Origin of the sequence: Rhodococcus aetherivorans (genome assembly GCF_011058165.1) — a bacterium.
GTDB lineage: Bacteria > Actinomycetota > Actinomycetes > Mycobacteriales > Mycobacteriaceae > Rhodococcus > Rhodococcus aetherivorans.
Genome location: NZ_JAALEG010000028.1, coordinates 20279 through 35297, shown reverse-complemented (window position 1 = coordinate 35297; position 15019 = coordinate 20279). Strand labels below are relative to the sequence as shown.

General features: G+C 68.2%; 15 protein-coding genes. 8 read left to right on the top strand and 7 right to left on the bottom strand.

Annotated elements, in window-relative coordinates; genetic code table 11:
* Window positions 1-5: 5 nt before the first annotated feature.
* Window positions 6-647 (bottom strand): TetR/AcrR family transcriptional regulator, encoded by a 642-nt coding sequence (locus tag G6039_RS13475; RefSeq protein ID WP_043798504.1) that lies wholly within the window; start codon window positions 645-647, stop codon window positions 6-8.
* A 114-nt stretch (window positions 648-761) separates the two neighbouring features.
* Between G6039_RS13475 and G6039_RS13470 the strand changes: the two genes are divergently transcribed.
* On the top strand, window positions 762-1328 hold the full coding sequence (locus G6039_RS13470; protein WP_006935222.1) for a VOC family protein: 567 nt from the start codon (window positions 762-764) through the stop codon (window positions 1326-1328).
* A gap of 24 nt (window positions 1329-1352) precedes the next feature.
* A complete protein-coding gene (locus tag G6039_RS13465) occupies window positions 1353-1991 on the top strand; it encodes a carboxymuconolactone decarboxylase family protein (RefSeq protein WP_006935223.1) in 639 nt (212 codons plus the stop codon).
* Window positions 1992-2338: 347 nt separating this feature from the next.
* Here G6039_RS13465 and G6039_RS13455 read toward each other — a convergent pair whose 3' ends face one another.
* Together G6039_RS13455 and G6039_RS13450 are read right to left on the bottom strand one after the other, a co-directional pair.
* A complete protein-coding gene (locus G6039_RS13455; RefSeq protein ID WP_006935224.1) occupies window positions 2339-2755 on the bottom strand; it encodes a LysR family substrate-binding domain-containing protein in 417 nt (138 codons plus the stop codon).
* A gap of 148 nt (window positions 2756-2903) precedes the next feature.
* Complete coding sequence (locus tag G6039_RS13450) at window positions 2904-3866, bottom strand: intradiol ring-cleavage dioxygenase (protein ID WP_043798503.1); 963 nt, start codon at window positions 3864-3866, stop codon at window positions 2904-2906.
* Window positions 3867-4076: 210 nt separating this feature from the next.
* Here G6039_RS13450 and G6039_RS13445 point away from each other — a divergent pair, with 210 nt between their 5' ends.
* The gene (locus G6039_RS13445; protein ID WP_006935226.1) at window positions 4077-4274 is read left to right on the top strand and encodes a DUF4177 domain-containing protein; all 198 of its coding nucleotides are present in this window, start codon (window positions 4077-4079) and stop codon (window positions 4272-4274) included.
* A 222-nt stretch (window positions 4275-4496) separates the two neighbouring features.
* Here G6039_RS13445 and G6039_RS13440 read toward each other — a convergent pair whose 3' ends face one another.
* On the bottom strand, window positions 4497-5909 hold the full coding sequence (locus G6039_RS13440; protein ID WP_231385950.1) for an MFS transporter: 1413 nt from the start codon (window positions 5907-5909) through the stop codon (window positions 4497-4499).
* Window positions 5910-6108: 199 nt separating this feature from the next.
* On the bottom strand, window positions 6109-6909 hold the full coding sequence (locus tag G6039_RS13435) for a GntR family transcriptional regulator (RefSeq protein ID WP_231385949.1): 801 nt from the start codon (window positions 6907-6909) through the stop codon (window positions 6109-6111).
* Window positions 6910-7066: 157 nt separating this feature from the next.
* Between G6039_RS13435 and G6039_RS13430 the strand changes: the two genes are divergently transcribed.
* The 5 genes from G6039_RS13430 to G6039_RS13410 all read left to right on the top strand — a co-directional run bounded on the left by G6039_RS13430 (window position 7067) and on the right by G6039_RS13410 (window position 12214).
* Window positions 7067-8404 (top strand): enolase C-terminal domain-like protein, encoded by a 1338-nt coding sequence (locus G6039_RS13430; protein WP_043798501.1) that lies wholly within the window; start codon window positions 7067-7069, stop codon window positions 8402-8404.
* On the top strand, window positions 8401-9870 hold the full coding sequence (locus G6039_RS13425) for an aldehyde dehydrogenase (NADP(+)) (protein WP_043798490.1): 1470 nt from the start codon (window positions 8401-8403) through the stop codon (window positions 9868-9870). The genes G6039_RS13430 and G6039_RS13425 overlap by 4 nt, the downstream gene beginning before the upstream one ends.
* Complete coding sequence (locus G6039_RS13420) at window positions 9867-11057, top strand: fumarylacetoacetate hydrolase family protein (RefSeq protein WP_043798719.1); 1191 nt, start codon at window positions 9867-9869, stop codon at window positions 11055-11057. Before G6039_RS13425 ends, G6039_RS13420 begins: the two co-directional genes overlap by 4 nt.
* A gap of 111 nt (window positions 11058-11168) precedes the next feature.
* Window positions 11169-11684 (top strand): hypothetical protein, encoded by a 516-nt coding sequence (locus tag G6039_RS13415; RefSeq protein WP_043798488.1) that lies wholly within the window; start codon window positions 11169-11171, stop codon window positions 11682-11684.
* Window positions 11685-11707: 23 nt separating this feature from the next.
* Entirely contained in the window at window positions 11708-12214 is a 507-nt protein-coding gene (locus G6039_RS13410) for an acyl-CoA thioesterase (protein ID WP_051446021.1), read from the top strand.
* A 55-nt stretch (window positions 12215-12269) separates the two neighbouring features.
* On the opposite strand, the gene G6039_RS13405 is transcribed toward G6039_RS13410, so the two are convergent.
* The gene (locus tag G6039_RS13405; protein ID WP_043798717.1) at window positions 12270-13466 is read right to left on the bottom strand and encodes a serine hydrolase domain-containing protein; all 1197 of its coding nucleotides are present in this window, start codon (window positions 13464-13466) and stop codon (window positions 12270-12272) included.
* Between the two features lie 32 nt (window positions 13467-13498).
* On the bottom strand, window positions 13499-14863 hold the full coding sequence (locus G6039_RS13400) for an MFS transporter (RefSeq protein WP_043798483.1): 1365 nt from the start codon (window positions 14861-14863) through the stop codon (window positions 13499-13501).
* Window positions 14864-15019 lie beyond the last annotated feature (156 nt).

Below are 15019 nucleotides of genomic sequence, written 5' to 3'. Positions count from 1 at the left end.
GGATGTCAGGGGGAATCGGATTCCAGTCCCAGGGCGCCCAGGCACATCTGGTCGAGGGTGCTCAGCAGTGCCTCTTCGTCCGCCGCCTCCCCCTGGATCAGCCAGAGGTAGAGGGTGTGATCGACCATCGCGGACATCGCGCGGGCGGCGAGTATCGGGTCGAGCGACTGCCGGACGAGTCCCTCCTGTTGCCAGCGGGCGATCGCCCGGGAAGTCCGTTCGATGAGCTGGGAGCGGTGCTCGTGGCGCAATTCCCGGAACTCGTCGTTGATGGTCGCGACCTGCTCGACGATCGCCATCAGCCGTGCATTGCGCCGATAGGCCTTGTAGTACGAGCGATTCGCCGCGACGAGCCGTGCCGCGGGGGACAGGTCGGGATCGGTCGGTTCGCGGCGGTGTACATCCTCGAACAGGCGGGTGCTCAGTTCGCGGAAGATGTGTTCCTTCGACTCGAAATACCGATAGAAGGTGCCATAAGCGACGTTGGCCTCCTGGGTGATCTGCTCGACCCGGGTGTCGGGGAATCCGACGGTCTCGAATACGGTGCGCGCCGCGTCGAGCAGGGCGTCACGAGTCTTCCGCCCCCGCGCCGTGAGGGTCTCGACCGGCGCGGGTACGGACGGGGTGTTGACAGATGACTTGGCCACGGTCAGACTATCCCCGAAGGTGACATGACTGTCAAGTCATCTCGTACCCCTTGTTCTCTGATTCTCTCCGTTTCCTGCCCGGATTTCTCCGAATCAGTGCCCGAAAGGATTGCAGTGACCACATCGAATTCGAAGTTCGAACTCCGCGGGATCAATCACCTCGCCCTCGTCTGCTCCGACATGAAGCGGACGATCGACTTCTACTCGGGAACCCTCGGCATGCCCCTGGTGAAGACGGTCGAGCTGCCCGGGGGACTCGGCCAGCACTTCTTCTTCGACTGCGGGGGAGGCAACACCCTCGCGTTCTTCTGGCTCGAGGACGCACCCGATGCCGCCCCCGGCGTTGCGGCGCCGAAGGGCCGCCCCGACGAGGGGGAACTCGCCAGTGCGGTCGGATCGATGAACCACGTGGCCTTCGCTGTCCCACCGGAACTGTTCGGCGAGTACCGCGCACGGCTGCAAGCGGACGGTGTCGAGGTCAGCCGCGTCCTCAACCACGACGACAGCCCGTCCGGCGTAGCCAAGGAGGTGCACGACGGCACCTTCGTCCGATCGTTCTACTTCCAGGATCCGGACGGCGTCCTCCTCGAATTTGCCTGCTGGACGCGCGAGTTCACTCCGGAAGACGTCGTGCACGAGCCGAAGACCGCGGCCGACCGCCGCACGACCGGCGCCTCCTGACCGACGGCCGAAAGGACAATCGACATGCCCCGCCTCCGTGAAGTCCCTCGTGCCGAGGTGACCGACGAAAAGATCCTCTTCTTCTACGACCGGCTGTTCGGCGCCGACAAGGACCCCGCCGTCGACCACGGCACCATTCATGCCACGCCGGGCGACTGGTGGACGGTGTTCGCACAGTCTCCGGCCGTGTTCCGGCATGCCGTACGGGGCTTCGCGTTGTACCGCAACGCAGGTCTCGACCCGCTGCTGCGCGAGCTCGGTCAGGGCAGGGCCGGGTACGCGCGCGGGAGCCAGTTCGTGTTCTCCCAGCACTGCAAGCAGATGCGTTCTCTCGGGATGTCCGAAGAGAAGATCGCTGCCCTCCCGCACTGGCAGATCAGCGACCGGTTCTCGGAGCTCGAGCGCGCCGTGCTCGCCTACACGGACGGGCTCGTCCTCGGTGGCGGCCGGGTGCCCGACGAGGTGTTCGCCCTGCTCCGGGCTCACCTGTCCGACCAGGAGATCATGGAACTCACCTACATCACGTGCATGTACGACATGCACGCTACGATCTGCCGCGCGCTGAAGCTCGAGTTCGACGACAGACCCGAACCGGTCGAGGAGGTCCGGATCCCGGACGGCGTCCATGTCTCCGACCTCTCCGCCGATCTGGCCGGCGAGTAGCGGCCGTTGCATCATGCGCGCTGCGGTTCTCTCGCGCCCTTCGTCGGACCGGTTGTGGGTTGTTCGACGGCGCAACCGGTCCGGCGGCGCCGCGCACCGCGAGGCGGTGAGCGGGTCGTCGTCGGGATCTCGGACGAACAGCATGCCGCCGTCGATGAGCACGGATTGGCCCGTCATGTAGTTCGAGTCGGGGGCCGGCCAGGTAGAAGACGAAGGCTGCCACGTCCTCACCGGTGGAGACGCGACGACCGAGGGTGATGCCCTCGGCCATGGCCTTCATCGACTCACCCTCACCGACATCGTTGATCGCGCCGAGCCCGGTGCGGCCGCTCGGGGTCTTCCGGTCCTCAGCCGTTCGCCGCATCGGCGAACCCGAGCACCACCTTCAGCACCACGTGCAGCGCGGGATTGGTGTCGTCACGCCGCCACGCCACGCGTAGGTCGACGTCGGGGGTCGACTCGTCGAGCGGAACGAAGACGACATGGGGATCGGTGACGTTGCTCGCCACGGACGCCAACGTCAGGTGGCACCCGACCTCGGCGCTGACCAGCGCCAGGGCGGTCTGCGTATCGGGGGCGACCTGGACGACGTCGGCGACGAACCCGCCCGCGTGCGCGAGCCGCCGCAACCGGTCGGGAAGCACCGCACCCTCGTGCGGCGGGAGGGAGACGAAGCTTTCCGCGGCAAGCTGGGCAATCGACAACCGGCGCGCGCCGGCCAGCGGGTGGGTGTCGGGCAGCGCGACGACGAGGGAGTCCGGCATCGCTGGCCCGGTTCGGCTTCAACGAGTTTGCCAACAAGAAGCTCGTGAGAAACCCCGGGGGAAAGAAGTAACCGGGCGCGTCGACGGCAAGACTGCCGTGCGTCCGAGGGTGCAGTGCGGTCGCTGACGAAGGTGGAGTGAGCGACCGTCACTGCCCGGGCGGCGGACCTGCCGGGCGGCCGGCGGGGCCGCCTCCCATCCCGCCCTGCGGCGGCGCATCGGACTGGACGTTCGCCGACTTCTCGGCGACACCGACCGTGATATCGACGGCGTAGCCGGTGTCGATGCTGCCGGTGACGGTCGCGAGTTCGGCGTCCCAGCCGTCGCCGAAGACGTTGTCGGAGTCGAGGCTGATCTGCGCCAGGTTGCGGGTGCTCTGCGCGTATCCGTCGGCGCCGGCGTACACCGTCTCGCACATGTCCTGGGGGAGGGCGATCTGCGAGGTCAGCCGCGCGTTGTCGCCGGCGACGGCGACCTCGAGGGAGTCGTGCACCTCGAAGTGGATGTGCGGCCAGCGCCCCGAGTAGCAGGCCGGGAAGATCGAGGTGAACGAGACGGTGCCGTCGGCGTCGGCGACCTGCACGCCGCGCAGGTAGTTCTGGTCCGTCAGTCCGTCGCTGTAGAGGGAGTACTGCCCGTCGCGGTCGCAGTGCCACAGGTAGACGGCCATGCCCTGGCCGGGGCTGCAGCCGGCGGCGAGATCCTGCAGGTGCAGGGTGATGGTGGTCGGCACGCCCTCGGCGGTACCGGTGTAGTCACCGAAGCTGGTGGTGATGTCCTTGCGGACGATTCCCGACTCGATCAGGACGTTGGGCCCGTTCGATCCGTCGCCGGGGTACGGGCCGGCCGTCTCCTGTGGTGCGGCGGCGACGCACTCGCCCGCGGCGGTCGCGGAGGTCGTCGAAGCGGCGGTGGTGGTGGCCGACGCGGATGCCGAGGTGGACGTCGACCCGCCCGTCGAGCACGCAGCGAGGGCCGCGGTGCCGGCCGCGCCGAAGACGGCCAGCATCCGCCGGCGCGACAGCATCGTCCTGATGTCGTGGGCCAGGCCCAGGTCGTGCTCGTGGAGTTCGGGGTCGGTCGGAACGCGACGCGCCCGGCGTGAACTCATTGCGGTGTCCTCTCGGCTCGGTTCGGTGGGGTTCACGCTACGAAGGGAAGCTCGGGAAACACCGGACGGATGCTGGGAACTTGCTGGCAGCCGGGCTCGGGTGGATCCGTCCTTCGGTCGTCGAGCCCGGCTCGCGCCGCGCGGGCGCGGGTAGGATACGAAAGGTCGGCGCTCCCGCTGATTCCCGATCGCCACGACATGAGGAATGCGATGTACTCGTACAAGGTTGTCGAGGTCCGCGAGAAGATGCTCGGCGGGAAGATGTCCGGTGACAAGCTCGAGGATCTGCTCAACGAGCACGCCCGGCAGGGGTGGCGCCTGAAGGCCATCACCTCCGCCGAGATCAAGGGCCGCGTCGGCCCGGGCGGGGTCGAGGGGCTGCTCGTCACCTTCGAACGCGAGGGCTGACGGGCGCGGTTGGCCCGACTCGTCCGTCGCCGCGACTCGAACAACGCGGCATCGGGGACACTGTCGTGGCCGCGCCTCCCCGCGTCCCCTGTGCCGACGACGTCCCGGCTCTCGGCTTCTTGCAGGTTTCGCCACGCGAAAGCGAGACCCCACGACCGACGGTCGTGGGATCTCGCTTTCATCGGAGCCGACGTGTGAGAGCTGCCCGGTGCAGATCTCCGATCAGTGCTGAAGCGCCAGGGGCTCCTTGACCTTCAGTGGTTCCACCCTCCCCATGACGAACAAGTAGTTTGCTGCCCCCAGCAGTGCCACTGCGCCGATCACCGCGAGCGGGGCGACGTAGGATCCGGTGCTGTCGACGAGGACGCCGATGACGAGCGGCGTGAAGATACCCGCGAGATTCGACGCGAAGTTCTGGATTCCGCCGATCGACCCGACATGCTTCGAACTGGGTGCGACGTCCGCCGGAAGCGACCAGATTCCGGTAGCGGCGACGGTCAGGCTGGAGTACGCAAGAGACAAGAGCGCCAACGCCATCCACGCCTCGGGGACGACTGCGGCGAACATGATGACCGATCCGCCGACCAGGCCTCCGGCGATCTGGGTCTTGCGAACCCGGGTGACCGAGTGTCCCCGACGTACCGCGCGGTCGGCGGCGAATCCACCGAGCCATCCGCACGCCACCGCGCACACACCCGGCAGCGCGCCGAACATTCCGAGCTTCAGGAGATCGAATCCCCTCTCGCTGACGAGGTAGCTGGGGAAGAAGGTGATGAAGAAGTAGATCGCGCTGTTCAGGCAGAAGAAGCCGAACATCATGCTCAGGATGGTGCGGTACCGGAACAGCGACCGCCAGGGTAGCTTCGCGGCGTCCGCGTCGTCACTGCCGGCACCGCGTGCGCCGCCGCTCTCGATATGCGCGAGTTCGGCGGTACCGACCCGCGGGTGATCCTGAGGGGCCCGATAGATCTTCCACCAGGCGAAGGCCCATACGACACCCAGAGCGCCGATGATGATGAAGACGCCGTGCCAGGTGGTGAAGGAGATGATGAGCGTGACGATCGGAAGGGCGATCACCGCGCCGACGCGCGAGCCGGAGTCCCAGATGCTCGTAGCGAAGGCGCGCTCGCTCTTCGGGAACCAGGTGGCGACCACCTTGGCGGACGTACTCGGTGCCGGGCTCTCACCCACTCCGAGCAGGAAACGGACCGCGAAGAGCGAACCGAATCCCCGCGCGAAGGATGTGGCCATGGTGCAGACCGACCACCAGAGGGCGGCGATGGTGAACGATCGCCGGGGGCCGACCTTGTCGACATACCAGCCGGCGGCGAGCTGGCACACATCGTAGGCCCAGAAGAAAGCCGCGAAGATCATGCCCTGCTGGGTGGCGGTGAGATGGAAATCCTCGCCCATGAACGGCAGCGCGACGCTCAGGCTCGACCGGTCGAGGTAGTTGATACTGAGGCCGACGAATGCGAGCCAGATGATGGCCCATCGCATTCGAGTCATGGTCCGAGGTGCTTTCACTTCGGAGTCACTTCCTACTGCAGTACTCATGGGGGTTCTCCCTGACATGACCATTGTTTCCTCGAATCCTCGAACATGAGGCAGGTGGGGTGAGGTCGATCGCGGCACGGGATCGTATAGGAACACCGGCGATCGTATAGGCCACATGGAATCAGGTGACTGCCGTCACTGTCAAGCGGGCCAGGGAGGGGCAACCCGGCACCTCGGAGCTTCCCGTTCCGGTCGCGAAAGGGCGCCGGCGGAATCGACGCGTCGAGGAAACGCCTCGATCGTCGGCGTCCGACCTCGTCTCCCCTGGGACGTCGCGCTAACCGACGATGTGCGCCTTCTGCGTCCGTGCGGTCTCGGAGGCATCCAGGGGTGGCATGTTGCCGTCGAAGGCCTGCGCGAATCGCGTGAAGGAGTTGCGAATGTGGTCGGCCATGGCCTGCTCGGCGGTCTGCGGCTCGCAGGCACGGATGGCATCCCAGATCTGCCGGTGTTCGGCGACGGTGACCGACCCGTCGACGTCCGCGGGATAGAGCCGGAAGATGTGCAGGTGGCAGTGGGTCTGGACGAATGCGTGCTGGACCACTGGGTTGCCGGCCGCACCGAGGATGGTGTCGTGGAAGCGGGTGTCGTGGGCGACGAGGTCCTGACGCAGGTCGCCGCCCTCTTCGACGCGGCGCTCGAAGGATTCGAGCTCCCGGTCCAGGGCCCTGCTCGGGTTCGTGAGCCGATCCACTGCCGCGGATCGTGCTGCCCAGGGCTCGACGAGCAGTCGGAACTCGAAGAGGGATCGGAGTTCGGGAAGGTCGAGCAGGGGGGTGGTGCTGTACCCGCGGCCGGGGCTGTAGACGACCAGGTTGTCCCCCTCGAGCCGCTGCAACGCTTCTCGGACCGGCGTCTGTGAGACGCCCAGGTCGCGCGCGATGGCATCGATGTTCATTCGGGTGCCCGGCGGAATCTCGCTGGCCACGATGGAGTCCCGCAGCTTCGAATAGACCTCGCCGGCAGCTACTTTCGGCTGAACTCTCGGGGCGTCGGACGTATCGCGCCGGGCCATGACCATCTCTCTCCACTTCTCGGCCCGCTGTGGCGGTGCGGCAGGTGGCGGGCGCTCGGACATGCCGACTGTATACGCCCCGGTCCTCTTCGCCGTCGACCAGCCTCGGGGCCCCTCTCGGGCCCCGGCGGGGTGACCGATCCATCTCCGGCGGCTTGACGCGGGCCACACTGCCTATATGATTGCGGCGATTCCTATACGATTTACGGAAGTGAGTGCCATGTCTCACCTCGTCTCCATCACGACCGACGATGTCCGGTTCCCGACGTCGCTGGAACTGGACGGTTCGGATGCGGTCAACGTCGACCCGGACTATTCGGCCGCCTATGTCACGATCCGCACGGATGCCGGCGACGAAGGGCACGGCTTCGTCTTCACCTGTGGTCGGGGCAACGATGTCGTCACCCATGCCATCGACACCTACGCCCAGCTGCTGATCGGCCGGAACACCGAGGAACTGATCTTCGATCTCGGCGCCGCATCCAAACGTCTCGTCCACGACTCGCAACTGCGGTGGCTGGGCCCGGAGAAGGGCGTCAGCCAGATGGCCTGCGGCGCTCTGATCAACGCGCTGTGGGATATTCGGGCCCGTCGCGAAGGCAAGCCGCTCTGGTTGCTGCTGAGCACCATGTCCCCGGAGGAGATCGTCGACGTCGTCGACTTCACGCACATCCGCGACTCCCTCGATCCGGCTCGGGCCCTCGACCTCCTCCAGCGCGGCAGCATCGGCAAGGCGGACCGCATCGCCGCACTCCAGGCCGGCGGCTACCCCGCTTACACGACGTCACCGGGGTGGCTGGGATACAGCGACGAGAAGCTCGTGCGTCTCAGCAAGGAGGCAGCCGCCGACGGCTTCTCCATGATCAAGCTCAAGGTCGGCGGGAGCGTCGAGGACGACCTTCGTCGCCTGGCCCTCGCCCGCGAGGCCGTCGGTGACCTGCCGATCGCGATCGACGCCAACCAACGGTGGGAGGTCTCCGAGGCCATCGATCGGGTGAACGAGCTCGCGCAGTTCGACCCGTACTGGATCGAGGAGCCGACCAGCACCGACGACATCCTCGGCCACGCCGACATCCGTAAGGGTGTCGCCCCGACGCGGGTCGCGACCGGCGAGGCTGTCGCGAACCGTATCGTCTTCAAGCAGCTGCTGCAGGCCCAGGCCATCGACGTGCTCCAACTGGACTCCACCCGCGTTGCCGGAGTGAACGAGAACATCGCCGTCATGTTGCTGGCCGCCCGCTTCGGGGTGCCGGTGTGCCCGCACGCCGGCGGAGTCGGGCTCTGCGAACTCGTTCAGCACTTCTCGTTCTTCGACTACGCAGCCGTCAGTGGCTCCCAGGAGGGACGCATGATCGAGTACGTCGACCACCTGCACGAGCACTTCGCGGAACCCGTCCGGATCGTCGGGGGACGTTACGCCGCGCCGGCCCTGCCGGGTATCGGCGCGGAGATGCTGGCCGCGTCGCGCGAACGCTGGGTCTTTCCCGCCGGCCCCGGCTGGCGAGAGGTGAACGGACGCGCGGCCACCACGAAGACCGGAGTGGAGGTGGCGCCGTGAACACGACCGTCGAGGAACTGAACCGGAAGGTCGAAGCGGCCCACGCGGCATTTCAGAAGGCCCGGACGGTCCCCCCGGACACCCGCGCCGGCTGGCTCGAGGCCGTCGCCGAGGGGCTGGAGGGCGACGCTCCGGCCCTGGTCGACATCGCTGCGCGGGAAACCGGTCTGGGGCTCGACCGGCTTCAGGGCGAACTACGGCGCAGTACTTTCCAGCTCCGGTTGTTCGCCGACGAGGTCCGCCGCGGCGAGCATCTCGACGCCGTCATCGACCATGCCGACGACTCGTGGGGGATGGGGCCGCGGCCGGACATCCGCCGTGTCAAAGTGCCGCTGGGCGTCGTCGGTGTCTTCGGTGCGTCGAACTTCCCCTTCGCGTTCAGCGTGATGGGTGGCGACAGCGCCTCGGCGCTGGCCGCCGGATGCGCTGTCGTCCACAAGGCCCACGACGGGCACCTCGAGCTCGCCGCACGCACCGCGGACGTCGTGGTCGCCGCACTCGAGGCCGCCGGAGCCCCTGCCGGTCTCTTCGGGCTCGTGACCGGCAGACCCGCAGCAGAGGCGCTGGTGGATCACCCGCTGGTCAAGGCTGTCGGCTTCACGGGTTCGACCGGTGGCGGCCGCGCCCTGTTCGACCGCGCGGCGGCACGCCCCGAGCCCATTCCCTTCTACGGCGAACTCGGTGGAATCAACGCGGTGTTCGTCACCGAGAACGCGTGGAACAGCCGCCGCGAAGACATTCTCACCGGCTACGCGCAGTCCTTCACTCTCGGCATGGGGCAGTTCTGCACCAAGCCGGGGCTGCTGTTCGTGCCGGCGGGTGACACCGGATCCGTTGCGGCTGTGCTGGCGCACGCCCTCGACCGCTTCGAGCCGACCGTGCTCCTCAACGATCGCCTCCACGACGGATACCGCGAGGCGGTGACGCGGGTCCGGGCCGCCGCCGGCGTCGAGGTACTCGTCGAAGGCGACTTCGCGGCGATGCCGTCGCCGATGGTGCTGCGCACCACGGCCGCGAACGTACGCGCACATCCGGAACTCCTGCGACAGGAGATGTTCGGGCCGGCGAGCCTGATCGTCGAGTACGCCGGTGAATCGGAACTGGTCGGTCTGGCACGCCTCCTGGAAGGCCAGCTCACGACGACTGTGCAGGCCGAAGCCGCCGACGACGTCACCGAACTGGCCGCCGTGCTCGTCGACATCAGCGGTCGGGTGCTCTGGAACGGCTGGCCCACAGGCGTGACCGTCAGCTACGCCCAGCACCACGGCGGACCGTACCCCGCGACGACATCGACGACCACCTCCGTGGGCACCGCCGCCATCTCCCGGTTCCTCCGACCGGTCGCGTACCAGTCCTTTCCCACATCGCGTCTGCCCGAGGCGTTGCAGGACGAGAACCCGTGGGGGATCGCACAGCGGATCGACGGCGAGTGGCACCGTCCGGCAAGGCCGGGAGCGCAGCGATGACACACGCTCACGTCCTGCCCGAGGACGCCGACCGGGCGCGATTGATCGGGCGCGTGTGGGACGTCGAGACGGGCGGCCCCCGCGTCGTCGCCGTGCGGGACGGGGGTGTCTTCGATCTCCATGCAGTCGCCGGAACCGTGTCCGAACTGCTCGAGTCGTCCACCGTCCTCGCCGACGTCGACAGCGTGACGGCGCAGTCGCCACCCCGCTGGCAGGTCTCCGATCTCATTGATGCCTCCCTCGTGCAGGATCCGGCCCGTCCGCACCTCCTGGCCCCGATCGACCTGCAGGTCGTGAAGGCCTGTGGGGTGACCTTCGTCGAGAGCATGATCGAGCGCATCATCGAAGAACGCACGGCCGGGAACCCGGATCGCGCCGCCGAGGTGCGGGCCTCGATCGGACGAACCCTCGGCGGCGGCATCGCCGCCTTGCGGCCGGGCTCACCCGAGGCCGCCGCGACCAAGCGGATCCTGCTCGACGAGGGTTTGTGGTCCCAGTATCTGGAGGTGGGGATCGGTCCCGATCCCGAGGTCTTCACGAAGGCTCCGGTGCTGTCCTCGGTCGGGGTCGGAGCGAAGATCGGCATCCCGTCGTTCTCGTCGTGGAACAATCCCGAGCCCGAACTGGTGCTGATCGTGAACTCGGTCGGCACCGTGGCCGGCGCCACGCTCGGCAACGATGTGAACCTGCGCGACGTCGAGGGCCGCAGCGCCCTGCTGCTCGGAAAGGCGAAGGACAACAACGCCTCGAGTGCGCTCGGTCCCTTCATCCGGTTGTTCGACGGGGACTTCGGTCTTGAGACGGTCCGCAACGAGGAGATCCGGCTTCGCGTGGACGGTCCCGACGGATTCAGGATGGAGGGCGTCAACAACCTCGCCCGCATCAGCCGGCCGTTCGAGGAACTGGTCGCCGCAACAATGGGCGATCACCACCAGTACCCCGACGGCTTCGCCCTCTTCACCGGAACGCTCTTCGCCCCTGTCGCCGATCGCGAGGAGCCCGGGCAGGGCTTCACCCACAAGATCGGCGATGTCGTCACCATCCGTAGCGCACATCTCGGTGCGCTGATCAACGAGGTGGGGGCCACAGAATCCCTGCCCGCATGGTCCTTCGGGCTGCGCCAGCTGTTCGACTACCTGCACACCCACCCGGCCACACCTGCGCCGGTCGCTGCCACCACCGCATAGACCGCGCGCCGGCCACGGGACCGGACCCGCCGAGCGGCGTAGTGGACCCTCCTCCTACGCCGCTCGGTGTCTCGTCGCATCACCCACTCGACGCCCGATCAGGAGCTGGTCATGACCGAATCCACCCGGCACGGCATCGCGCCGCACCACATCGTCGACCATCTCGCCGCGGCCGGTGTCGGTTGCGGAGATGCCGTTCTCGTCTGTATCGGGGACCGCCGGACCCGCGAGGCGGTCATCGACAACGCCAACTCGGCCGGGCACGCAGTCCTCGTCCCGCTCGTCGCACCCGACCGGCCCGGCATCGAAGACCTCGCAGTCGCAGTGGGCGCAGCCGCCGTCGTCACCGACAGGTCCGTGCCGCTCCCCCTCCACCCACGCGCCCTGCTCGCGTCGACCTCGCCCCCATCCGGAGCCGCCTCGCCCCCATCAGAGGACATCCACGGGTGGGGGGTGAGCATGCATCGGCGTTGGATTCTGCATCCGGTCCCGCAGTGCCGGGCTTTCGTCTGGTGCCGCATCCCGGCCGGCTGGCATGTCGACCCGAGTACCGTCGGTCGTCCCCCGCGATGGGCGCAACGGCGCTCGGCCTCCGGCTCGCCCGGCCACCCTGGAGGATCGCTGTGACTTCCGGCAACGCATCACTGCGCATGACGGTGCTCATGACCCCCGACATGGCCAACTTCTCCGGCAACGTCCACGGCGGCAGTCTCCTCGAACTTCTCGACCAGGTCGCCTACGCCTGCGCCAGCCGCTACGCCGGTACCTACGTCGTCACCCTCTCCGTCGACCGGGTTCTCTTCCGCGACGCAATTCACGTCGGAGAACTGGTCACCTTCTCGGCGTCGGTCAACTACACCGGACGGACCTCGATGGAAATCGGGATCCGGGTCGACACCGAGAACATCCGAAACGGAACACGTCGCCACACCAACAGCTCGTACTTCACCATGGTCGCCGTGGACGACACCGGCGAACCCGTTGCCGTGCCCCCCTTCACACCGAATACGGACGTCACGCGAGATCGTTACGAGGCGGCTCGGCTCCGCCGACAGGCCCAGTACGCCGCGTTCGCCTCCCCGCACTCCGTCCCCCTCGACGAGCTGTCCGAGACGACGCGCAACGGTCGACCTCCGAGGCGCACTATCCCCCTGTGAGGACAGCGGCGAACGCACGGCACGAATCGATCCGAGGTGGGCCGTGGGGGAACAGTCACGGCGGGGGCACGGGTTCGAACGCTCCGAGGTGCGCTCCGATCTGATAGCACGCCAGGACGAAGGCGGGTGCGGGAACGGACGGGGACTCGACGCGCGACCCGTAGAGAGCGACCACCAGCTCGAGTCCCGGTGAGACGAACAGCATCTGGCCGTGGATTCCGGTGGCCGTGTAGGAGCCGAACGGGTCGTCGAGCACCCACCAGTAGTCGCGGTACGACAGCGTCGACCGTGAGTCCGGTGACGCATTCGGTGGCCGCACACGCGCGCCGGGACCGGTGGGTACGCGGGCCCCGAGGCCTGTGACCACCGCGGCCGGCAGCGCCTGCCGGCCACCCAGCGCACCGCCGCAACGCAGCACCTCGCCGAGCCGGGCGACGTCGCGCAACGTGGCGCAGAACCCGCCGCTCGCCATCTCGGTGCCGTCGGAATCGAGGACGAAGTAGCCGTCCTCCTCGGCGCCGATGCGGGACCACACCAGCTCGCCGACGAGGTCGGCGAGCGTGGTTCCGGTGGCCCGGCGGAGCACCTCCGCGACCATTTCGACATTCCCGTTCTCGTAACGGAATTCCGCGCCGGCCGGACCGGTCGTCCGGGCCGTCGCCAGGTGCTCGCGGATCGAGCCCGGCCCCGTGTATCCGAAGGGGCGCGCGGACGGGCTCACCGCGGCGAGCAGGCGCTGCGCCTCGGCGCGACGGTGGTAGATCCGGCCGCTGTACGACACCCGGGTGCTCATGTGCAGCAGGTCGTCGACGCGTGCGTCACCGAACGCGGTGCCTGCCGCTTCGGGTACGTAGCGCGAGGCCGGGTGCCGCCGATCGACGACGCCGTCGTGCACGAGAATCGCGGCTGCCAGGCCGACGACGGACTTCGTCATCGAGGTGGTCAGGTGCGGATCGTGTGCCGCGAAGCCCGGCCGGTGGTACTCGTGGACGACGTGGCCCCGATGCACCACCGCGATGCCGTCGGTGTCGGACGTCTCCAGCATCCGCTTGAAGGTCTCCGGCCGTCCTCGGAGCCGTTCGATGGGAAGCCCGGACAGGTCGGTCGGTGCGGCGGGCAACTCCCACACGCCGCCGCGGCCGCGCCACACGCGCCGGGTGGGCATCGTCTCGCGGCGAGACGTCAGGTACCGGCGCACGTCGGCGGGATCGGTCAGGCCACGAGCCCACGTGAGATCCGGACCGGTGCGCATCGACGGGGCCGCTTCCATTCCGCGGTGCGCGGTCACACCGCACCGGCCGTGGCGTCGTCCGCGGTGCCGGTCGTCCCGACCCGGGTCAGACGACGCGCATCGTGGGCGGGGCGGATGGCTGCGATGGCATACACGCCGCACGCGATCATGACGACGGCGGCGAGGGTGAACGCGGTGCCGTATCCGGCCACGACCGTGGCGCCGCCGTCGACGATCCGGCCGGTCAGGTACGGGGCGACGAGCCCGGGCAGGGTGCCGGTGGCGGCGAGGATGCCGAAGACGGCGCCGCGCTTGGCCGGTGGCACGACCGCAGCCGCCGTCATGTAGTGGAGCGGGAACGCGACGGCCGAGCCGCTGAACGCGATCACGATGAGCACGAGGCGGATTGCGGACGCGTCCGCGAGCGGGACGAGCACCATCGCGAGGCCCGCGATCGTCACGGCGACGCCCTGCAAGGCCCCGTGCGCCCAGCGCACCGACAGTCCCCTGCGCAGGAGCAGGTCGGACAGCGGGGAGATGGTGAGCAGCAGGACGAGGCTCGTGCCGGAGATCGCGCTGATCACGCCGGCGACGTCCGCAGGACCGAATTGCATTGTGGAGTGCAGGTATTCGGGGAGCCATGCCGAGTTGACCGCCATCGCCCAGTGGCCGCCGAATGCGCTCGCCGCGCTGCCGAGGAACGTGCCGCTCACCAGGATCTTCCAGATCTTCGGATTGCCGGCCGCGCCCGACGGGCCGGCCGCGGCGCCGTGCCCGTGCCGGGTGTCGCGGTCGAACGGGCCGTCTTTGCCGATCGCGAGCCAGGCGATGCCCCACAGCCCGCTCACGACGGCCAGTGCGATGAACGCGGCCCGCCATCCGTGATCGCTGATGAGCCACGTCAGGACGGGGGCGGCGATGAGGACTCCCAGGGCGGCACCGCTGATCTGCAGGGCCGACGGCAACCCGCGCTTGTGCGCCGGGAACCACTTGTACAGGGCGTGCATCGACATCGGCGTGGCCGGGCCCTCGGCGGCGCCGAGGAGCACGCGTCCCGCCACCAGGGCCGGGACCGTGGCGACCAGCAGCACCGGAATCTGCGCGACCGTCCACATCATGGCCATCGAGAACAGCAGGAGCCGGCTGGAGACCCGGGCGGAGACGAAGCCGACGACGATGCCCGCGATGCTGTAGAGCAGGTAGAACGAGCTGGCGATCAGTCCGAACATGCTGCGGTCGATCCGGAACTCGTTCATGATCGGTACCGCCGCGAGACCGAGCACGGCCTTGTCGCCGAAGTTGATGATCATGAAGAAGACGATCATCACGAGGACGGCGAGGGCACGTCGACGGCTGTACCCGGGTGGGTTCACCTCCGGCGCCGTGGTCGCCGGGCTGGGGGTTCGAATTGTCGCCATGCATCCTCCTCGGCTCGTCCCGATCCTCGATCGGTGGCCACGTCGTCTGGGAATCCGATCGGCACCGGGCCCGCGTTCGTCGTCGGTGGCCCGACGGAAGGGCGGCGCATTCCGGTCGATCGTCACGAGAAGTCGAAGTCGTACACCGTCCCGTGT